The sequence below is a fragment of the Psychrobacter fozii genome (genome assembly GCF_003217155.1).
Taxonomy (GTDB): domain Bacteria; phylum Pseudomonadota; class Gammaproteobacteria; order Pseudomonadales; family Moraxellaceae; genus Psychrobacter; species Psychrobacter fozii.
In genome coordinates this window covers 194,026-215,928 of the sequence record NZ_QJSU01000006.1, presented here as the reverse complement: position 1 = coordinate 215,928, position 21,903 = coordinate 194,026, and the positions used below count along the sequence as shown (strand labels likewise).

The following is a 21,903-nucleotide window of genomic DNA, read 5'->3' as shown; positions in this document are numbered from 1 at the left end:
GCTGTTATTCAACTCTTTTTTCTATACATTGAGGTTTTAAAATTACTATGACATCTACTATCTCTAATCAAAAGCCATCACAACTCGTTCCTCCACATGGCAGCGATGTACTCAAACCACTATTATTAAATGGTGACGCTCGCAGCGAAGCGCTGACACTTGCCAGCACATTACCGACGATTACCTTGAGCTCTCGTGAGCGTGGTGATTTGATTATGTTTGGTATTGGTGGCTTTACACCTTTGAACGGCTTTATGAATCAAGCGGATTGGCAAGGTGTGGTTGACAACATGCGCTTGCAAAGTGGTGATAACGCAGGCTTGTTTTGGCCGATTCCTATTACCTTGTCAGCACCTAAAGCCACTGCCGATAGTTTAAGTCAAGGTGACAAAGTTGCATTGGTCGCACAAGATGGTGAAGTCATGGGCATCTTAACGGTAGAAGAAACCTATACCATCGATAAAAACCATGAGTGCCAGCAAGTCTTTACAACGACTGATAGCGAGCATCCAGGCGTACAGCAAGTATTGAGCCAAGATGACGTCAATATCGCAGGTAGTGTAGAAGTATTGAGCGAAGGCGAGTTCCCAGCGCTGTATCCTGAGATTTATAAAACGCCCGCTGAAACGCGTGAAATATTGGATGCCAAAGGCTGGAAAACTGTTGCGGCATTCCAAACGCGCAACCCAATGCATCGCTCACACGAATATCTTGCCAAGATTGCCATCGAGATTTGTGATGGCGTATTGATTCACTCATTATTGGGCGCATTGAAGCCCGGTGATATCCCAGCAGACGTCCGTCAAGAAGCCATCAAAACTTTGATTGATAATTACTTTAGACAAGACACTGTGATCCAAGCCGGTTATCCGCTAGATATGCGCTATGCAGGCCCACGTGAAGCGTTGTTGCATGCGCTATTCCGTCAAAACTATGGCTGTAGCCATCTGATTGTGGGACGTGACCATGCAGGTGTTGGTGATTATTATGGTGCTTTTGATGCGCAGACCATCTTTGATCACGTGGGTAAAGATGACCTCATTACTCAACCATTGAAAATTGGCTGGACGTTCTGGTGTAACGCTTGTAATGCGATGGCATCAGACAAAACTTGCCCGCATGACGCTTCTGAGCATGTCAAAGTATCTGGAACAAAACTACGCAAAGCACTATCAGAAGACGAAGTGGTGCCAGAAAACTTCAGTCGCCCAGAAGTGCTACAAATATTGCGTGATTACTATGCAGGTATCGCAAAAGAGGAGCGTGCTGAAGTTAAGTTAACTGGTGCTTCTGCGGTATAGTCAATCCTCTATAAATTGGATACGGTGTCAGGCTCGCTTAGTCTACGACTTGTAGTACTTTCACTCGCCTTCCTTGTATCCAAATTATATTGAACCGACTATATAACAGCATCTGACTGACCACGATATTTAACGATATCCAAAAGGCTGTGTTTAAAGTAAGGGATCAAGCGATTATCGTTTGATCCCTTTTCTATGAAGTCTTAGCCTAAAAACTCAAACCCTTATAATATTTAATAAAATCAAGTAAAAACAGATAGTTAAAGGCAATCAGAAAATTAGTCAAAAAAATTGCTTATGCCAAGTTCACCACTCGATAAGCGAATTCGTCACTAAGAGTCCGGTACACAAACTGCTAGCATATCTTTTATTATCCATAGGGTGATTTTCGAAATACGTTGGGCTGCAATATTAATAATAAAGTGCCCACTGTTTTGCCAACGCCCAATCATCTATTAAGAAGAAAATCATGCAATCAGCCATACAATCAAAACTGTCTAATATCACCTTAAAAGTGGGTAGCGTACTGGCCGTTACGGTGCTCATAGCAGGTTGTAACTCTAATGAATCTACATCGCAAGACACATCGACAGCGGGAGACTCGCAAGATATTAGCTTATTGAATGTCTCTTATGATGTATCACGCGATTTTTATAAAGACTACAACACTCTATTCAGTGCAAGTTATCAAAAAGAGCATCCAGGTAGCAAGATCAAGGTAAATCAATCACATGGCGGATCAAGTAAGCAAGCACTGTCTATTGCCAATGGTTTGCAAGCAGATGTGGCAACCTTAAATCAAGAAAGCGATATGAACTTGTTGGTAGAAAAAGGGCTAGTAGCTACTGATTGGAAGCAGGCGTTCCCGAATAATGCGGTGCCTTATACCAGCACAATGGTGCTATTGGTACGTAGCGGTAACCCAAAAAATATCAAGGATTGGTCAGACTTGGCACGCAATGATATCGATGTGGTCATACCAAACCCAAAAACCAGTGGCACAGCGCGTTATGCCTTTTTGGGTGCTTATGGCTACGGTCTGCATCAATTCAAAGAAAACGTGGAAACGCCTACCAAAACAGATGACTTTATCAAGAAGTTATTGGCAAACGTGGTCACTTATGACAATGGTGCGCGTGCGGCGACGACCAGCTTTACCCAGCGCGGGTTAGGGGATGTGCTCATTACGACTGAAAATGAAGCACATTTGGCTGCCAAGGAATTTGCCAAAGGCAAAGTCGATATCGTTTATCCAAGCTACTCTATTGTGATTGCTAATCCAGTGGCGGTCGTCACAGCCGTTACGGATAAGAGCGGTAAGACAGATGCCGCAAGTGCTTACCTACAAGGTCTGTGGGATGTACCTGCTCAGGAGCTCATGGCAGAGATGTATATGCGCCCTAGTAATGCAGAAGTGCTTGCTGCTCATAGAGACACATTGCCTGAGATTACGACTTTTGAGCCAGTGGCTGTCTTTGGTGCTTGGACGCAGATTATGGATACGTTCTTTGTCGATGGTGGACGATTCGATCAGCTGGCAAGTGTAAAAAAATAACCTGTAAAGCAATCTATAAAATCATGCATAACTTGCCAGCTATCAGATAAAAGATACCGTCAATCGTATCCGCTTTTGAGTCTCTATAAATGAGGCTCTTCTAGTAGGATTTTGCCAACTGATTGATAAGTTTAACGTTACGCTCTTGTTATTCCGTTTTGGCAATAACATACGCATATTCATCATTAAACATAATAAGATGGCGCTGTTAGCATACTTGCATTACTTAACAGATATCTTTGAGGGATTTATGACATACGCTGTGCGCTATCAACAAAAAAGTAAAACACTGAAGGTCTTAAGTATTGCCGGTGTGGCATTAACTTTAGGTCTGGTCGGCTGTAGCAACAGCGAGCAGACAGATGCAAGTGGTAGCGCAGCAACAGAAACTCAAGATATCGAGTTGTTAAATGTCTCTTATGATGTGGCACGTGACTTTTATAAAGACTACAACCCATTATTCGTTGAGCATTACAAAGCTGAAAACCCAAACAGTAATATTTTAATCAAACAGTCACATGGTGGCTCAAGCAAACAGGCACTGTCTGTTGCTAACGGTCTACAAGCAGACGTTGCCACCATGAACCAAGGGTCTGATATTGAGCTGCTTGAGAAAAAAGGCTTGGTTGAATCAGATTGGGAAAGCAAGTTCCCAGACAACGCCGTGCCTTTTACCAGCACCATCGTATTTTTGGTACGTAAAGGCAATCCAAAAGGTATTAATGATTGGGAAGATTTGACCAAAGACGGTCTTGAGATTGTGATGGCAAATCCGAAAGTCACGGGTAATGGTCGTTATGCATTCTTAGGTGCTTATGGCTATGGTCTGCATGCTTTTAACCAAGATGAAACCAAGGCTAAAGGCTACGTCAAAGACATGCTCAAAAACGTCAAAGTTTATGAGAATGGTGGACGTGCTGCAACGATGACATTCGTTCAGCGTGGTATTGGTGACGTTTTGGTTACTTTTGAAAACGAAGCCAATCTTGCAGCAACTGATTTCGGCGCTGGTCAAGTCGATATCGTTTATCCAAAATACTCGATTAAATCAGAAAGCCCAGTGGCGATTGTCAAATCAGTAACGGATAAAAAAGGCACAACGGACGCAGCAAAAGCTTATTTGGATTACTTATGGAGTGAGCCGGCTCAACAGTTAGCCGCCGATCTTTATCTACGTCCTAGCGTGCAAAGCGTGCTTGATAAAAATGGTGATAAATTACCACCAGTTGAAACGTTCCGTCCGAATGATGCCTTTGGTTCATGGGATGACATCATGGGTACATACTTCAGCGATGGTGGCGTGTTTGACCAACTGGCCATCAATGCACCGCAGTAGCAAATGACTAAGACAAGAATGATCACTGAGTAGCCATTTAGTAAAGGTGATTACTTTGCTATAAATCAGGTGATGTAGTCATTCATAAGAAATTCCATAAAGGACATGGTCGTACGCACTATGTCCTTTATACCGTAAGCATACTAATAATAAGTTCGATATAACATGGTCTTACGATAAGTACCATCAGTTGGGCAACAGGATATCACTATGAGTGCACCCACATCTTCTACCAGCAAACCCCTTCCTAAGAAAGGTTGGCTGACACGCTTGCGTCAACGCAATGTGCTGCCAGGGTTTGGTCTAAGCATGGGCATTACTGTTTTTAGCTTATCGCTATTGGTGGTGCTGCCGTTTGCCATGATGGCCTATACGACCACGCAGATGGGCTGGACGGGGTTTTGGGAAACCATTAGCCAACCGCAAGTGACTGCTGCTATCAAGCTGAGCTTATGGATGTCTTTCTTGGCGATGCTCACCAATATGGTGTTTGGTACATTGGTCGCCTGGGTGTTGGTACGTTATGAGTTTTGGGGCAAGTCCTTGATCAATGCCTTGGTTGATTTACCATTTGCTTTGCCAACGGCTGTCACTGGTATCTCGCTTGCCACGCTCTATGCGCCTAACGGTCTGATGGGGCAGTGGTTTGCCAAATTTGATATTCAAGTGGCCTTTACACCAATAGGTATTTGGTTGGCATTGGTCGTGGTCAGCTTCCCTTTTATCGTCCGTGCCGTGCAGCCAGTACTCGCTGAGCTATCAGTTGAGTTTGAAGAGGCGGCAGCCGTATTGGGTGCCAATCGTTTCACCACCTTCCGTAAAGTAATTTTACCAGAGCTGTTACCCGCATTATTAATGGGTGCAGGTATGATGTTTGCTCGTGCCACTGGTGAGTATGGCTCAGTTATTTTTATCGCGGGCAATATTCCAATGCAGTCTGAGATTTTACCACTGATTATTATCAGTAAGCTTGAGCAGTTTGACATTCAAGGCGCCTCTGCGGTCGCGCTATTTATGCTACTCATCTCATTTGTGATTTTATTAACCATTAATATTGTGCAGTGGAAGCTGTCGCGCCGTGTAGGAGCTCGCTAACATGCAAATATCTAACAGCTACGACTACCAAAGTAACGCGGCAACCAAAGACACGCCATGGATACGCCGTACCTTTATCGGTATCGCTGTGCTATTCATGGTTGTAATGCTAGTGATACCGTTGCTAGCGGTGTTCTATGAAGCCTTTAAAGGTGGCTGGCAGCTATATATCGCATCGCTAGTCGATCCTGAAGCGTTGCAAGCCATTAAGCTGACACTAATTACCGCTGCCATCGTCTTGCCGATTAATATGGTGATGGGCATCGCAATTGCATGGTTGGTCACCCGCTATCAGTTTAAAGGTAAGCAGTTGGTCACCACGTTACTTGATTTACCATTTTCAGTATCACCAGTGGTCGCAGGTTTGATGTTCATATTGCTGTTCGGGCTCAATTCTACGGTTGGTGGCTGGCTCGAAAGCATGGGTTTCCAAGTGATTTATGCCGTTCCCGGTATTGTCTTAGCGACGTTATTTGTCACGTTCCCTTTTGTGGCACGTGAGCTAATACCGCTGATGCAGACTCAAGGCGACAGTGAAGAGCAAGCAGCATTGACGTTGGGCGCGACTGGTTGGCAGACTTTCTGGCATGTGACCTTGCCAAATATCAAATGGGCACTGTTATATGGCTTGATTTTGACCAATGCGCGGGCGATGGGTGAGTTCGGTGCTGTCAGTGTGGTATCTGGTCATATTCGCGGTGAGACCAATACCATGCCGCTATTAGTCGAGATTGCTTATAACGATTATAACTTTACCGCCGCTTTTGCCTTATCTAGCTTACTTGCTGCATTGGCTCTCGTAACGCTACTCATTCAGCAAGTCATGACGAAGCTACAAGAGCGTAAATTTGCTAAATCTGAGCGACTGGCCAACATACCTGAGCTATCAGTGAGTGCCAATGCTACGGTTGCTACGACTAAAAATAGCAGTGATAAATAAGTCACGATACGACAAAAAATATAATAAGAGATACGATTATGAGCATCGAGATTCGCAGCGTTAATAAAAAATTCGGTAATTTTACCGCCTTAGACAATATCAATATCACTGTGCCTACTGGCAAGCTGACGACGTTACTTGGCCCATCAGGCTGTGGTAAAACGACGCTATTGCGTATCATCGCTGGTCTTGAGTATGCTGACTCAGGGCAAATATTGTTTGATGAGCTAGATGTGACCAATACGCCTGTGCAAAAACGTCATATTGGCTTCATGTTTCAGCACTATGCCTTATTTCGTCACAAAAACATCGCTGATAATGTCGCGTTTGGACTGACGTTATTGCCAAAAAAAGACCGTCCTAGCAAGGCTGATATCAATAAGCGCGTGGCAGAGCTATTAGAGCTCGTACAGCTGCCACAAATTGCCAATGCTTATCCACATCAGCTATCAGGCGGTCAGCGTCAGCGAATTGCGCTGGCACGAGCGCTCGCGGTGAAGCCGAAACTATTGTTGCTTGATGAGCCGTTCGGTGCACTGGATGCCAAGGTGCGAAAAGAGCTACGCACTTGGCTGAAAAATATTCATCATGAGCTAGGTATCACCAGTATCATGGTCACACATGATCAAGAAGAAGCACGCGCAGTATCTGATGAGATTGTTGTCATGAACCAAGGGCGAGTGGAGCAGGTAGGAACATCAGAAGAGCTGATACACCAGCCAGCCAGTGCCTTTATCAGTGAGTTTTTAGATCTGACATAATTGAATATGGCATAGCCATATTGCTAAAGCCACGATACTAAAGTTACATTGCTAGAGTTATATTATTACAGTCACATTATCGGCAGACATAAAAAAGACCTATGATAAATAGGTCTTTTTTGCGTTAAACGATGCCTCAGATTTTCTTAATACCAATCACATTTAGCCTGCTTTTGGTAGTGCAATATCATTGGCAGATATTTGCTTATAAGTAATCTCTAAAACCTCTTGGCACCATTCTGGTAAATCATCGGCAACTTCATACCACATCCATGTACCATCACGTACACAGTTCAAAATACCTAATTTTTTCAAATGATTTAAATGACGCGATATCGTTGGTTGAGGTTGATCTAATATTTCTACTAGCTCTCCCACGCAACGTGATTGTTTATTAAAAAGAATTTGAAATATTTTTAAACGCGTTGGATCGGATAGAACTTTAAATAATTCAATTGGTCGTATCGTAAAATTATTATCAGACATAAAATAATCCCTATGGGGTTATTGTTGATAGATGGTCAATATAGCAGTAGTTATCTACAAAATCGATTAAAAAATAAGCTAAATTACAGTTTATCGTAAATTTACTACCATTCATCTATATCATAACATAAATATTTATATTCGCTTACATAGATTAATTGTTGCAATATTCTTGCCAAGTTATACCTTTCCTTTAAAAAAACTTCGCTGTCATTAAAATATATCAAATACTATTGAAAATGATAATAGTTATCGTTATTATAGGTCAAGCAGTAAAAATGATTAGCCAGTAGTTATTGAATAGCGATATTCGTAGGAGTTAGTTCATGTACGTATGCATCTGCAATGACGTAAAAGAAAAGCAAATTAAAGCAGCTATTGCCTCAGGCATTGATACGCTTGATGGTTTAAAAGACACGCTTGATGTAGCGACTTGCTGTGGCTGCTGTGAACCTATGGTCAATGATTACTTAGAAGAGCACCATGCGAAACTTGATGTCTTAGCTTACGCCGTTTAAGCAGCATCAACTTTTAATATTAAAATCAAGAGTACGCTTTAGCATTACACAAAATATCTAACAGACTTCACTTACGCTTTAACTATTATATATAAAGGGTAAGTTGCAAGCGTCCGTATAACTTCGCTAATACACCTATTTTAAGCACCTCTAATAATCGGAATTAACGCTAGCTAATTATTGTTCTCAATTAGCATCTTATTCTTAGTTCCTAACGTTACAAGCGATATCAGAGCCGGTATGCTACTATATATGTCTGACGCTGTAAGGCATTTTGTTGGTTTTGATATCTACTACTCAGTTTGCTAATAACACTATCCTTATATGGGTAATTATGAATGCACTGTGAGTAGTGAAGTATAAATAGGGGAGTATAAGTTATGATAGGTAGCCCAAAAGTCATTGATTATTTGAATTTCTTATTAGGTGGTGAGCTTGCCGCTCGTGATCAGTATTTTATTCATTCAGAAATGTATGCTGAGTGGCATTATGGCAAGTTGTATGATCGTATCCATCATGAGATGGCCGATGAAACACTGCATGCCCAAGCCATCATTCGCCGTATCTTAATGTTAAGTGGCACGCCTAAAATGACGGTTGACGCGATCAATATCGGCGCGACTGTTCCCGAAATGCTTCAGCTTGACCTTAACCTAGAGTATCAAGTACAGCAGCACTTAAAGGATGGCATTGCACTCTGTGAAGCAGAGCATGACTATGTCACACGTGAGATGCTGGTAGAGCAACTAAAAGACACTGAAGAAGACCATGCTCATTGGCTTGAGCAACAACTGCGTCTAATTGATATGATTGGCCTGCCCAATTATCTACAAAGCCAAATGGCTGAAGTCACTCCTAATCTCATCTAACATTATGCTAGGGCGTGTCCTAGATAATTAGATGAATAATGTTTAGCTTAAATAATAAATGAATAGGGAGAGAGATAATGAAAGGGGATAAAGAGGTCATTCGCGCCTTAAACAAAGTACTTGGACAGTCGCTGATTGCTATTAATCAGTACTTTCTGCATGCTCGTATTGCGCGTCATTGGGGATTAGAAGCCCTTAATGAAAGTTTTTATAAGCAATCTATTGCTGAAATGAAATGGTCTGATGATCTGATTGCACGGATTTTATTGCTAGGCGGTTTACCGAATTTGCAAGACTATGGCAAAATGTTCATCGCTGAAGATGTGCCTGAAATGATTGACTGTAATTTGCGTTTAGAAAAACAAAAATTTGCAATTATCACGGACGCTATCACGTTATGTGAGACAAAATCTGACTATGTATCTCGCCAGCTATTGGTTATCTTAAAAGATGGTAACGAAGAGTACGAAGACTGGTTAGACACGCAGGAAGATTTGATTAAGAGTGTCGGGGTGGAACGATACATCCAATCACAAATGAGTGATGACGATGTACCGTAAGATGATGTGATAGATAAATAGATCATATTTTCTAAACTTGCCAGCCTATGATTGGTCATAAACCAAAACATATGCTGGCATTTTTATGTCTGAAATTTGACAGACTCTATTCGGCACACGCCCTACCTAGTACACGCTAGTATAGACCGCGACCATCTTCAGGCTTTAGGCGTAAAAAGTACAATCCTGAGAGAATAGTTAGAATACCAAGTATCCAATAGGTAGTCTGGAATGCAGCCAAGGTATCAAGCTCGAATCTATCACGCAGCAAATTAAGTACTGCTGCACCAAAGGCGATGCCGAAGCTAATGGCCAATTGCTGATTGACCGCCATTAGGCTGTTGCCACTACTGGTCTGTGTGCCATGAAGGTCGCCAATAGTAATGGTATTCATCGCGCTGAACTGCATAGAATTACAAGCACCCATGACAGTCAAGATGGGTATGAACCACAGCCATTGTGATGCGTCATTGAACTGTGCCAATACGATGATAAGCGAACCCATAAAAAAGGTGTTGTAAACCAAAACAGTGCGATAACTGTAACGCTGAATGATTTTACTCACCCATGGCTTGATACCGATGGCACCTACAGCGATAGGGGCCAGTAACCAGCCCGCCTGTGAAGGTGAGTACTCAAACACCACCTGTAATAGTAGCGGTAGTAGGAACGGAACCGCACTGATACCGAGTCGCGTGAATAAGTTACCCGTAATACCAATGCGGAAGGTACGAATGTCAAATAGGCTCAAAGGGAACAGCGGCGCATCCCGCTTTTTGGCATGCCAGATATAAGCACCTATCAGCAGGCCCGCACCCAGACCACAGAATAACCCATAAAGCTCTCGTCCTGCCTGTGAGCCGAACTCTACTGCCAGCGTAAATCCACAAGCGGCTGCCGCAAACAATAAAAACCCTGTCCAATCAAGACGTTTAGTATCCTCAAATAATGCAGGGACGAGTTTCTTTCCCATGATGAAACCGACGATACCCATCGGAATATTAATTAAAAATATCCAATGCCAGCTGGCATATTGTACGATATAACCACCCAATACTGGGCCGACTAACGGCGCGACCAATGCCGGTATCACCGCAAAGTTCATCACAGTCAAGAGCTTGTTGCGAGGATAAGACTTAACCAGTATCAAACGAGCCACAGGCGTCATCATCGCGCCGCCAATACCTTGAACGATGCGTGAGCCAATCAAAAAATCTAGTGTAGGTGAGGCAGCGCAGAGTAAAGAGCCAATACAAAAAATGATGATGGCCGATAGAAATACCCGACGTGTGCCATATTTATCCGCCAAAAAACCACTGATAGGAATGAATATAGCCAAGGTCAAGGCATAACTGATCACTGCCCATTGCATCTTCAGTGGCGACTCACCCAACGCCTGTGCCATTTGCGGTAAGGACGTGTTTAAAATAGTGGCGTCCAAAATCTGCATGAACAGCGCTACCGCTAGCACATAGGGTAAGTATTTATCTTGCGTTGGGGTTAGCGTTACCATGTAAATCTCATTGGATATCTGATTATAAAACAAGCAAAAAGTATATTAACGACTAGAGCGTTATAATAAAAGTGACTCAAGGTAACGGTCCGCTATCAAAGTGGCAAAATAAAAAACCTAACCGCAATTACATTGATTACAAGAGAGGACTTTAATGTAGGGAGTGGTTCTCGTTATAGTAAGCACTCCCTACATTTATAAAAATAAACTGAGGATAAATTATGAGTCAGGATAATAATAAATATGTACCACCAAAAATTTGGACGCAAGATAAAGAAAGTGGTGGTAAGTTCGCTAACATCAATAGCCCGACAGCTGGCGCACGTTTTAATAAAGAGCTACCAGTAGGCAATGCGCCACTACAGTTGTATTCGCTCAATACACCGAATGGCGTCAAGGTAAACATGCTACTAGAAGAGCTGGCCGAAATTGGTGTCAAAGGTGCTGAGTACGATGCGTATAAAGTTGACATCTCTGAGGGCGAGCAATTTGGCTCTGGCTTTGTGACAATAAACCCCAACTCAAAAATCCCAGCTTTGGTCGATCATTCTAACAGAAACGACGGTGAGCCTATTGCGATCTTTGAGTCTGGCGCCATCTTAATGTACTTAGCAGAAAAGTTTGGCAAATTTATCCCTTTATCGGCTAGCAAAGCGCGTGCCGACTGTCTGTCTTGGGTGATGTGGCAGATGGGTAGTGCGCCGTTTCTCGGCGGCGGCTTTGGACATTTCTATGCTTATGCACCCGAACCATTAGAATACCCAATCAACCGCTATACGATGGAAGCCAAACGTCAGCTTGATGTACTTAATATCCATCTAAAAGACAACAAGTACATGTGTGGTAACGATGAAACGGATTACAATATCGCGGATATGCTCATTTGGTCATGGTATGGTCAGCTAGTGCTTGGTAAGCTTTATGACGCAGCAGAGTTTTTACAAGTAGATGATTATACTCACGTAAAACGTTGGGCAGAGGCTATTGCTGAGCGACCAGCGATTAAGCGTGCTGTAGAGTTGCCACTGCAATCAATGGGTTAGCTATAATTAGAGAACGACTAAACTGCTACGGTGTTAGCCTTCCTATATGTACAATCTAAAGTCGGCTGCCTTGTAACGTTTTAGCGTTCTTAGAGCATAGCTGAGCAATACATATATTAATAACCAAAAGGCTGATAAGCGGATTGCTTATCAGCCTTATTTTATAGATATTTCTAACCATTCAACTCGCAGTTATTCTGTATTTATATATGGTTATATTAAAATAATCATATACTTGCCCGTTTACATAATAGTACATTAGTATAACAGACAGAAACATTGATACGTTAAGATAGCAGACACTGCCTTGATGGGTAGGTACTTGTACTGCTTCTATTGATGAGTAATGACTATGAATGACGACAACCGTAAGCTGATGGGTATATCACTACAGACAAGCACTGATCGCTTTGCTGTTTGCTATTCTCAGGTCAAGGCCACGCAGGACCATCGACATATAGACGTCTCTCCATACTTACAACCGAACGATACCACTCGTCTAAGACTTAATTCTAAAAAAACAAAAAAGACACCCTTATTAATGATAAAAAATAAAATACGATTATCTTTATTTTCTGCTATCAGCACCACTTTATTTAGCACAGCAAGTATGGCACATTCAGGCGTTGAGCTGACCAGCCAAGATTGGCAAGTTGCCTGTGATAACACCCGTACGTGCCGGCTGGCAGGCTATCAAGCAGAAAACAATAGCGAATTCCCTATATCTGTATTACTCACACGCCGTGCAGGTGCGAATGCGAGCGTGGATGGCAAAGTAAAAATTGGCGGTGCCAAAGAAAGCTCATCTAAAGCCTTGATGAAACTGGGTAACCGTCACCGTATATCATTGTTTATTAATGACAAAGACTACGGTGAAACTCAGCCGTTTTCGGCCACAGCAGGCAGTGCCGAATTGACTAAAACACAAGTGACCGCACTGTTAGAGGCACTGACCAAATCAAGCAATATCGAACTGGTACTGCGCAACTCACGTTGGCAGCTATCTGATAAAGGCGCGAGTGCCGTTATGCTCAAAGCGGACGAAGCACAGGGGCGAGTAGGGACATCGAGCGCTTTTATTGATCATGCTAGTGCGGTTAAACCTAATAGTGGTGTGTTAGCACCTAAAGCGGCACCCACATTACGTTTTGTCGCGCCTAAACCAAATGCCGCCGTGAATGATAAGAAAAAGTTTGTCATGAAGTCGTCGCAATTGGCCGCACTGATGAAAGGCACTATAAAAGATGTCGATGGTGACTGCCCAAATTTGTCAGATAAGTCACCATGGCGAGTTAGTCGCTTGAACAGCTCGAAATTAATAGCACAGCATGACTGTTGGACGAGTGCTTACAATACAGGGGCGGGTGCCTGGGTCATCAATGACACCAAACCTTACAATCCAACACTGGTAACGACCAACGCGACTGACTACGATAAAGGTATAGTCACTTCAGTACAAAAAGGTCGTGGTATCGGCGACTGCTTAACTAAGACTGATTGGATATGGACAGGAAAATCGTTTGAAAAAAGCCATGAGAGCAGTACTGGGCTGTGCCGCATGATTGAAGCAGGTGGTGCATGGCAGCTGCCGACCTACGTGACAGAAGTTAAAACAAGTAAATAGTATTGAATATAAACGATAACCTGCTGAATCATATCGATATTTAAACATAGAGCTGTTATTGGCTAAGTCTTATTTAATAATTATGTGAAAAAATAGGTACAGTTGTACTTTTATTATGATATACTACGTCGCCACGTTAGCTTATAGCTTTCGTGAATTATGAGATTGATAACATCGCCTGCGATTTTGGGTCTAGGATGACCATAAGTAATTGTTGCCGATGATTTTGTGTACTTAAATAACCTTTTAAAATATCCGTTATTTTTGACTCATATCTTATCTACTGTTCCATAAGTATGGATTAGATTGGTTGCTGTTTGCCTTTATCTGCTTTAGACAAAGCATCGATAATGCGCGTATATCAAGCAAGGATAAGACACTCGGCACTACCACCAAAATACGTCAGACAGCACGAACGCATTTATTGTAGAAACAACAGCTCTATTGGCTGGGTTTCTGATTATCGACACTCCTACAGTGGTCCGGTAATTCTTTAATAAAGGCAGCGTGGTGAACGGTTATCAGTGGTATGCATCAAGTTTGCTGAATTTACAGCAGCTTATACTTACCAAGGATTACTATGACTGACATCTTATCTGCAATCGCCGCTGAAAACGGTATCATCGAAAGCACTGACACCCCAAACACTGAGACTCAAGCGGCTACTACTGACGCTGTTGACGAAAACCAAGTTACTTTTACGGATCTTGGCATCGCTAAGCCTATTCTAACTGCACTTGATCGCAGTGGTTACACCAACCCAACGCCTATCCAAGCACAAGCTATTCCTTTTGCTCTAGAAGGTCGTGATCTTTTATTGTCAGCGCAAACTGGTAGTGGTAAAACTGCCGCATTCGTTATCCCTGTACTTGACCGTTTGAGCCGCGCTACTAGCTTTGACAAATTAACCAAAGCACTTATCCTAACGCCAACGCGTGAACTTGCTCAGCAAGTACATGACAGCGTTCGTACATACTCTAAAGATATGCGCGGTCTGTTCTGTGTACCACTAGTTGGCGGCGCACCGTACAATGGTCAGATCACTGCTTTGAAAAAAGGCGTTCAAGTAATCGTTGCGACTCCTGGTCGTCTACTTGACCATATCAATGCTGGTCGTGTTGATCTATCAAGCCTAGAAGTATTGGTACTTGATGAAGCTGACCGCATGCTAGACATGGGTTTTGCTGATGACATTAGTGACATCTTGCGCGCTGCTCCTACTGATCGTCAAACTATCATGTGTTCTGCAACTTGGGATGGCCCAGTAGGTAAAATCGCTGCCAGCTTCACTAAGAACCCTGAGCGTGTATCAATCAAAGTAGAATCTGCACACATCGAAGAAAAAGTGTACTACTGTGATGATTTTGATCACAAAAACCGTTTACTTGACAAAATCGTTTGCCAGCAAGATATGGAACAGATCATTATCTTTGCTGCTACCAAACGTAGCACTGAAAAACTAGCAAAACAGTTACAAGAAGCTGGTCATAAAGCAAGCTTCCTACATGGTGACTTGCCACAAAGCAAGCGTAACCGTATCGTTCAAGACTTGCGTAATGGTAAAGTTAAAATCCTAGTAGCGACTGACGTTGCTGCTCGTGGTCTAGACATCCCAGCAATCTCGCACGTTATCAACTATGATCTTCCACGCCAAACTGAAGATTACGTCCATCGTATCGGTCGTTGTGGTCGTGCTGGTCGTACTGGTATCGCTATCAGCCTATGTAGCATGGATGATCGTCCACAGCTTAACGCCATCAACCGTTATTTAGATCGCAAAATGGAAGTATGTATCATCGAAGGCATGGAGCCTAAGAAAACTTACGTACCTAGCGAAAACAAAGGTAATGGTCGTGGCCGTGGTCGTGGTCGCTCTAACGGTGGTGGTAATGGTCAAGGCCGTGGTCGTTCAAGCGGTGGCTATCAAGGTAATCCTGCTAATGCTCGTGGTCGTTCAAGCGACAGCTCATCAACTGGCCAACGCGCTAGCAATGACAGCGGTTATCAAGGTAAGCCACGTGACACGTCAGGCAAACCAAATGAGCGTTCAGGTGGCAAGCCTTATCAAGGCAAGCGCACAGGTGGCCCTAGCCGCGGTGATAGCACTGGCGTTCCACGTGGTGAGCGTGCTGCAACGGGTCGCGGTCGTCCAAGCGGCAGCCAAGGTCGTCCAGCTGGTCGTTCTGACAGCCGTGGCCAAGGTCGTCCAAACGGCGGCAACCGTGGTAACAACTCGTAATAACGCTATCGTTAACGGTTAATAACGATTTGAATAAAATCACTTAATTTAACCGTATAACCTAGCATTGAAGAGCCAGATACTTGTTATCTGGCTTTTTTGTGTCTGCTAACTTTGTTTTTGTCCGCCTTAATACTCTTCGAGCATAATTAATAGGATTAACTTAGCTAACAGAGTAAAAATTAGCTTTGTATTCGATAGTGGCTTGCACGTTTTTTTTGCCTTCTCTATACTGACAAGCTTTTATCGTGCGCACTGGAGCCATTGGATGCCCGACATTTCTAATTTAGCCATTGATAGTTTGCCATTGGCCTTTGGCATCATTATGGCCATTATCGGCTCGGTGTTTTATACACAAAGTCTACCCGGTAGGTTTTGGCGACGGTTTTATGCAGTCTTGCCAGGTATTGTGCTGTGTTGCTTTATACCTGCGACGCTGAATAGCTTAGGCGTCTTCGCTGATGGTATTGGCTCACAGATTTACGGATTTACTGCCACTTATCTGCTACCAGCAAGTTTACTACTGATGACCTTGTCGATGGATGTTCCTAAAATATTGGGCTTAGGTTGGAAAGCGATTGCGATGTTTTTCGCGGCTAGTATCGCTATTATCATTAGTGGCCCTATTAGTTTAGGTGTTGCTAAATGGATATCGCCTAGTATGTTCACTGATGACACGCTATGGCGCGGATTTTCAGCGGTGGCGGGTAGTTGGATCGGTGGGGCGGCCAATCAAGCCGCGATGAAAGAGCTGTTTGGGGTGAGTGATGATTTATTTGGCATGATGATTTTGGTCGATACCACCAATGCTTCATTATGGTTATTGGCTATCTTAGTCATGGCTAAACACAGCGAGAAAATAGATCGGTTTTTGCGGGCGGATACTAGCAGTATTGATAAAGTGGTTAAAGCTGTTGAAAATTATGAGCGTGATAATGAGCGACCAGCAACCTTAAACGATTTGATGGTGATGTTTGGTTTGTGCTTTGCCATGGTAGGGGTGGCGCACTTTATAGGTGGTCAAATTGCAGGATTTTTTGCACCATACAAATGGGCAGTCCAGTATAGCTTTGCCAGCTCATTCTTTTGGATGGTGGTGATTATCACCTTAATAGGCGTCATCTTTTCGTTTACTAAGATTCGTCGGCTTGACCATGTGGGTGCATCAAAAATCGGCACGGTATTTATCTTTGTATTAATCGCCGCGATCGGTATGCAAATCAATCTGGCTGGTATCGTCTCGCAATGGCGGTTACTACTAATTGGCTTCTTATGGATGAGCATCCATGTCGTGATTATTTTTGCTGTCGCCAGACTCATTCGTGCGCCATTTTTCTTTTTGGCAGTTGGCTCTAATGCCAATACTGGCGGGGCATCTTCCGCCCCAATTGTCGCAACAGCGTTTCACCCATCACTGGCTCCTGTCGGGGTATTTTTGGGTATTTTAGGTTATGCGGTAGGGACGTTTGGCGGTTATATCAGCACCCAATTGATGCGTTTGGTGGTGTCTTAATACCTAAGTTGTCAGCCTCTTAGCAACTTAATAGTATTTTTGCTAAACAAAACCCGCGTCGATGCGGGTTTTTTATTATTAATGATTGGGTGACTTGAGTTATCGTTTTGTCTATCTATGCTATTGATACGTAAGCCTAGCCATGGCCACGCATGAGTACGTGTTAACCTTTCTGCTAATTGAATAAAGACAACTAATTAAATAAATAAAACTAAGCACGTTAGGAATAAACAACGATTCGATAGGAACAATAACGCTATGGCGAACCCAAAAAAACTAGAAGAAAAAACAAATAAAAAAACCGCAGTAAAGAACGCCCTTTATAATCCTGATCAAGACAATATTCAGGTTAGAGGCGCGCGTGTACACAACTTGAAGAACGTTGATGTTGATTTACCTCGCAATGCACTAGTAGTTTTCACCGGCATATCAGGCTCAGGCAAGTCGTCATTAGCATTTGGTACGTTGTTTGCCGAGTCACAACGCCGCTATCTCGATTCGGTATCGCCTTATGCGAGACGGCTGATCGATCAGGTTGAAGAGCCAGATGTTGATTCTATAGAAGGGTTGCCGCCAGCAGTCGCCTTACAGCAAAAAAGAGGTACACCTTCAGTGCGCTCGTCTGTGGGTAGCGTGACGACGATATCCAATGGTCTACGCATGCTGTACTCACGAGCAGGAGAATATCCGGCAGATCAGGAGATACTATACGCTGATGCATTCTCTCCCAATACGCCTGATGGTGCTTGCCCAACTTGTTCAGGTATTGGCTGCGTATTTGAGGTCACTGAAGAGCTGCTGGTGCCAGATAACACCAAGACCATCCGTGAGCGTGCGATTGCAGCATGGCCACCAGCGTGGCAAGGTCAAAACCTCAGTCGTATATTGACCACATTGGGCTATGATATTGATAAACCATGGCACACACTGCCGAAAAAAACACGCGACTGGATTTTGTTTACGGATGATACGCCGACAGTGCCTGTCTATCCTGAATACAACATTGAGCAAACGCGCGATGCGATTGAAAAGGGCGAAAAGCCAAACTATATGGGTACTTTTACCAGTGCCAAAAATTTTATTTTGCACTCTTTTGCCACTACTCAAAGCCCACGTACCAAAAAGCGCGTCTCACAGTTTATGCAGATATCTGAGTGCCCAGAATGTCATGGTAAAAAACTAAAGAAAGAATCGCTATCGGTTAAGTTTTCAGGATTGGATATAGGTGAGCTATCACAACTAACGTTAACAGAAATGGCGGAAAAATTAGAAGTAACCGCTCGTACCAAGGTGGCCGATAACACACCAAACCGCGAAAAAGCCATCGTCGCCCAGCGTATCGCCAGTGATATTCTCTCTCGTGTTGAAGCGCTGACAAGGTTAGGGTTGGGCTATCTCTCGCTTGAGCGTACCACACCGACACTCTCTCCTGGTGAGTTACAGCGGTTAAGATTAGCCACTCAAATTCGCTCGCAGTTGTTTGGCGTGGTATATGTCCTTGATGAGCCATCAGCTGGTTTGCATCCCGCTGATACTCAAGCATTGCTAGGGGCGTTGGATGAGCTAATCGCGGCTGGTAACTCGGTGTTTGTCGTTGAGCATGACGTTAGTGTTATTAGACATGCTGATTGGGTAGTCGATGTCGGGCCAAAGGCGGGCACGCATGGTGGCGAGATTGTCTATAGTGGTCCTGTAGATGGTCTTCGTGAGGTTGAACAGTCGCATACTGGCCAATATCTCTTTGCCAATGCTACGTCTAACGCACAGTCAAAATCTAGCACAAGGCAGCCAACAGATTGGCTCAAGCTTGCCAACATTGAGCGAAATAACATCACAGGATTAGACGTTGATTTTCCGCTTGGGGTGATGACCAGCGTCACAGGGGTCTCGGGCTCAGGCAAATCAAGCCTCGTCAGCCAAGCGTTGGTAGAGCTTATCAATGAAGCATTGGGTCAAAAGACAGTCACAGAAGCGCCTGTCGGTGAGGCGGACTTACTTGAGCAGGAGCTTGAGTCAGTAACTGGTGGTGAAATCGTCGCTGGCATGGAGCACGTCCGTCGGCTTATTAATATCAATCAAAAAGCAATTGGGCGTACACCGCGCTCCAATTTGGCAACCTATACGGGTTTGTTTGACGATGTGCGTAAGATTTTTGCGGCGACTAAGCAAGCAAAATCTCATGGCTATGATGCTGGCCGGTTCTCATTTAATACGACCAAAGGTCGTTGCCCAAATTGCGAAGGTTTAGGGTTTGTCAGTGTTGAGCTGTTGTTTTTGCCAAGTGTCTATGCGCCTTGTCAGGTTTGTCATGGTCAACGCTATGACGAGGATACGCTGGCAATCACTTATCGAGACAAAAACATCGCTGAAGTATTAAACTTAACAGTTGAAGCGGCATACGAATTTTTCGTTGATGAAGCGCCTATTTTGCGTGCATTAGAAGCATTACTACAGGTTGGACTTGGCTACTTACGTTTGGGTCAGCCTGCCACCGAATTATCAGGCGGCGAAGCGCAACGGATTAAGCTTGCCACTGAGCTGCAGCGTGTGCAACGAGGCGACACGCTATACATATTGGATGAGCCAACCACAGGTCTACATCCTGCTGATGTGTCTATGCTCATGACACAGTTAAATGGTCTCGTCGATGCGGGCAATACCGTCATCATGGTTGAACACGATATGCAAGTGGCGAGCAACAGCGACTGGATTATAGATATCGGGCCAGAGGCTGGAGATGCGGGCGGAATGATTGTTGCTCAAGGTACGCCATATGACGTTGCTCAGTCAAAAGACAGCCGTACTGCACCGTTTTTATTGGTGTAATGGTACTATATTTATATCAGTGTCTTTACATCCGTACATGTTACTGATGTAAAAATGAGTATTAGAAATAGAATTCTTTTAGGGCGTGTCCTCATTTTAAAAATGGTGATAAAAATGAGATAAATTGCAGTCAAACAAGGAAAATGGCGCAGATAATATCGAGATATTAGTCAGCTATTTGACGCCGTTTGGCAAAATTTAGCCATTTTTAACCCATTTAGATAACTATCGATTGAATTGAGGACACGCCCTAATACTCATTTTTTGTAAATACAAATAAATATCTATGCAGGTGTCTCTTGTTGCACTTGCAAACGTTCAATTCTAGCTAGATAACTGTGTCCTAGCTCTGGCTCTGCCGAGGCTATCCAAGCAGCATATCCTGATAGCGTATTTAAAGTCTCATCAGAGCGTAATGTGCCGCCTGACTCTAGGTTATGGACAGCTGCTCGTAACATGCGCTTAATCTGACGAGATACCCTAGGTACGCCTTGTCCATTGACCACCATGCCAGTAACGTTATGCTGGTTGCCTTTACGAATCACGCGCGTTTTATCATTATTTAATGCAAAACCTTCTTCACGTAATATCTTATGGACTGAGCCGAGCAGTTGCCCGATCAGCTTGTTGTGCTGCGTATCGGCTTGTTTTTTTGCGGTGCTGGTCGTGGCTTTAATCGTTGTTTTAGCCTTCGATTTGGGTGTGGTGTCTTCAATAGCGGGCACACTAAAGGTCAAGTCATCGGCATAACGGCTATAACGTAGGCCCAACTTTTCTGCCAATCCTGTCAAGCGTCGATCCAGATTTAAGCAAACAATGTTCGTTAATGCAGGACTGGTCGGCGCGCCTTGTGGCAAGGCTCTATCGCCTAATGCCACATAGTAGGTAACGCCATCTTGCTGCACCACTTGTCGGGGCGACTCCGTACACAATAATGCCAATAATGTGGCAATTTGCTCTGGGTAGCCAGTATGACGAAACACACCTTTGACACGGCGCCAGCTCACGCTAGGAAAGAAATCTTTGACATCCAACTTGATGAGCAGCTCGCTATTGCTATGAACTGCTGCATTGGTCACGATGGATTTGCCACGTACAAACCCATGCGCGGCACCATGGGTCATTAAATTGTTCAAAATATTGTGCAAAATCCAGCGCTGTACAAACTTCAAACGTGGTATCGGCGACCATATTTGACGCGCTGTGCCATTGCGTTTGGCAATAGTGAAATGCGAATAAGACAGATTGGTGGCGACCTCTCTTTGATAGCACAACCCTTTTAATTGCGGGATGCTAAGGTTCACCGCTTCTGCTAGTTCACTGTGTTTGCTCAATAGCGGTAGTTTGTTTTCAATCAGTCGATTGGCTGCATTTTTTACGTCCCACTTGTCAGTACTGGTATCATCCGACCAATATACATGGCGGCCAAGATAAACCATGTGATGCGCTTTGTATGCTTGCCATGCTGATTTTTTGAGGATTCTTTCTTCTGTCGCCTCTTTTTTTAAGGCTTTTTTATAGCGATCCCGTTCTTTTGGGCTCATGTTATCGACAGGCTGACGATCGACCATAAATCCTTGGCTGACCAGCTGTTGCTGAACGTATTGATAGCGTCCGCCTGCCAGCTCAATCTCTTGCCATAATTGTTGCCACTGACGCTCAAAAGGAGTGGGTGCTGGCTCAGGACTGATGTAATCGTTATGGTTGGCTGTTTGTGTGGTCAT

At 43.8% G+C, this 21,903-nt stretch carries 17 protein-coding genes; 14 read left to right on the top strand and 3 right to left on the bottom strand.

Annotated elements, in window-relative coordinates; genetic code table 11:
- Positions 1–47: 47 nt before the first annotated feature.
- From sat to DFP82_RS09495, 6 genes are all read left to right on the top strand, one after another.
- Positions 48–1,301, top strand: coding sequence for a sulfate adenylyltransferase (sat, locus tag DFP82_RS09520; protein ID WP_110923498.1), 1,254 nt, complete (start codon positions 48–50; stop codon positions 1,299–1,301).
- 469 nt (positions 1,302–1,770) lie between these two features.
- Positions 1,771–2,856 carry a sulfate ABC transporter substrate-binding protein gene (locus tag DFP82_RS09515; protein ID WP_110923497.1) on the top strand — a complete coding sequence of 362 codons (1,086 nt, stop codon included), beginning with the start codon at positions 1,771–1,773 and terminating at the stop codon, positions 2,854–2,856.
- Positions 2,857–3,106: 250 nt separating this feature from the next.
- Complete coding sequence (locus DFP82_RS09510; RefSeq protein ID WP_110923537.1) at positions 3,107–4,192, top strand: sulfate ABC transporter substrate-binding protein; 1,086 nt, start codon at positions 3,107–3,109, stop codon at positions 4,190–4,192.
- 210 nt (positions 4,193–4,402) lie between these two features.
- Positions 4,403–5,287 (top strand): sulfate ABC transporter permease subunit CysT, encoded by an 885-nt coding sequence (cysT, locus tag DFP82_RS09505; protein ID WP_110923496.1) that lies wholly within the window; start codon positions 4,403–4,405, stop codon positions 5,285–5,287.
- Between the two features lies 1 nt (position 5,288).
- The gene (gene cysW, locus DFP82_RS09500; protein WP_110923495.1) at positions 5,289–6,227 is read left to right on the top strand and encodes a sulfate ABC transporter permease subunit CysW; all 939 of its coding nucleotides are present in this window, start codon (positions 5,289–5,291) and stop codon (positions 6,225–6,227) included.
- A gap of 38 nt (positions 6,228–6,265) precedes the next feature.
- Entirely contained in the window at positions 6,266–6,988 is a 723-nt protein-coding gene (locus DFP82_RS09495) for a sulfate/molybdate ABC transporter ATP-binding protein (protein WP_110923494.1), read from the top strand.
- Positions 6,989–7,150: 162 nt separating this feature from the next.
- Here DFP82_RS09495 and DFP82_RS09490 read toward each other — a convergent pair whose 3' ends face one another.
- Positions 7,151–7,474, bottom strand: coding sequence for an ArsR/SmtB family transcription factor (locus DFP82_RS09490; RefSeq protein ID WP_110923493.1), 324 nt, complete (start codon positions 7,472–7,474; stop codon positions 7,151–7,153).
- 326 nt (positions 7,475–7,800) lie between these two features.
- Here DFP82_RS09490 and DFP82_RS09485 point away from each other — a divergent pair, with 326 nt between their 5' ends.
- From DFP82_RS09485 to bfr (DFP82_RS09475), 3 genes are all read left to right on the top strand, one after another.
- Positions 7,801–7,992 (top strand): (2Fe-2S)-binding protein, encoded by a 192-nt coding sequence (locus DFP82_RS09485; protein ID WP_110923492.1) that lies wholly within the window; start codon positions 7,801–7,803, stop codon positions 7,990–7,992.
- A gap of 380 nt (positions 7,993–8,372) precedes the next feature.
- Entirely contained in the window at positions 8,373–8,861 is a 489-nt protein-coding gene (bfr, locus tag DFP82_RS09480; protein ID WP_110923491.1) for a bacterioferritin, read from the top strand.
- 77 nt (positions 8,862–8,938) lie between these two features.
- The gene (gene bfr, locus DFP82_RS09475) at positions 8,939–9,421 is read left to right on the top strand and encodes a bacterioferritin (protein WP_110923490.1); all 483 of its coding nucleotides are present in this window, start codon (positions 8,939–8,941) and stop codon (positions 9,419–9,421) included.
- A 136-nt stretch (positions 9,422–9,557) separates the two neighbouring features.
- On the opposite strand, the gene DFP82_RS09470 is transcribed toward bfr (DFP82_RS09475), so the two are convergent.
- A complete protein-coding gene (locus tag DFP82_RS09470; RefSeq protein ID WP_110923489.1) occupies positions 9,558–10,934 on the bottom strand; it encodes a DHA2 family efflux MFS transporter permease subunit in 1,377 nt (458 codons plus the stop codon).
- A 221-nt stretch (positions 10,935–11,155) separates the two neighbouring features.
- Between DFP82_RS09470 and yghU the strand changes: the two genes are divergently transcribed.
- The 5 genes from yghU (at position 11,156) to uvrA (ending at position 20,179) form a co-directional block, all read left to right on the top strand.
- Positions 11,156–11,977, top strand: a complete 822-nt coding sequence (gene yghU / locus DFP82_RS09465) for a glutathione-dependent disulfide-bond oxidoreductase (RefSeq protein WP_110923488.1) — start codon at positions 11,156–11,158, stop codon at positions 11,975–11,977.
- A 352-nt stretch (positions 11,978–12,329) separates the two neighbouring features.
- Positions 12,330–13,601: a DUF1176 domain-containing protein gene (locus tag DFP82_RS09460; protein ID WP_245905694.1), complete on the top strand. Its 1,272-nt coding sequence runs from the start codon at positions 12,330–12,332 to the stop codon at positions 13,599–13,601.
- Between the two features lie 580 nt (positions 13,602–14,181).
- Positions 14,182–15,840 carry a DEAD/DEAH box helicase CsdA gene (csdA, locus tag DFP82_RS09455; RefSeq protein ID WP_110923487.1) on the top strand — a complete coding sequence of 553 codons (1,659 nt, stop codon included), beginning with the start codon at positions 14,182–14,184 and terminating at the stop codon, positions 15,838–15,840.
- A gap of 268 nt (positions 15,841–16,108) precedes the next feature.
- Positions 16,109–17,353, top strand: a complete 1,245-nt coding sequence (locus tag DFP82_RS09450) for a DUF819 family protein (RefSeq protein ID WP_110923486.1) — start codon at positions 16,109–16,111, stop codon at positions 17,351–17,353.
- 258 nt (positions 17,354–17,611) lie between these two features.
- Positions 17,612–20,179 carry an excinuclease ABC subunit UvrA gene (uvrA, locus tag DFP82_RS09445; protein ID WP_110923485.1) on the top strand — a complete coding sequence of 856 codons (2,568 nt, stop codon included), beginning with the start codon at positions 17,612–17,614 and terminating at the stop codon, positions 20,177–20,179.
- Positions 20,180–20,463: 284 nt separating this feature from the next.
- On the opposite strand, the gene DFP82_RS09440 is transcribed toward uvrA, so the two are convergent.
- Positions 20,464–21,903 carry a reverse transcriptase family protein gene (locus DFP82_RS09440; protein WP_110923484.1) on the bottom strand — a complete coding sequence of 480 codons (1,440 nt, stop codon included), beginning with the start codon at positions 21,901–21,903 and terminating at the stop codon, positions 20,464–20,466.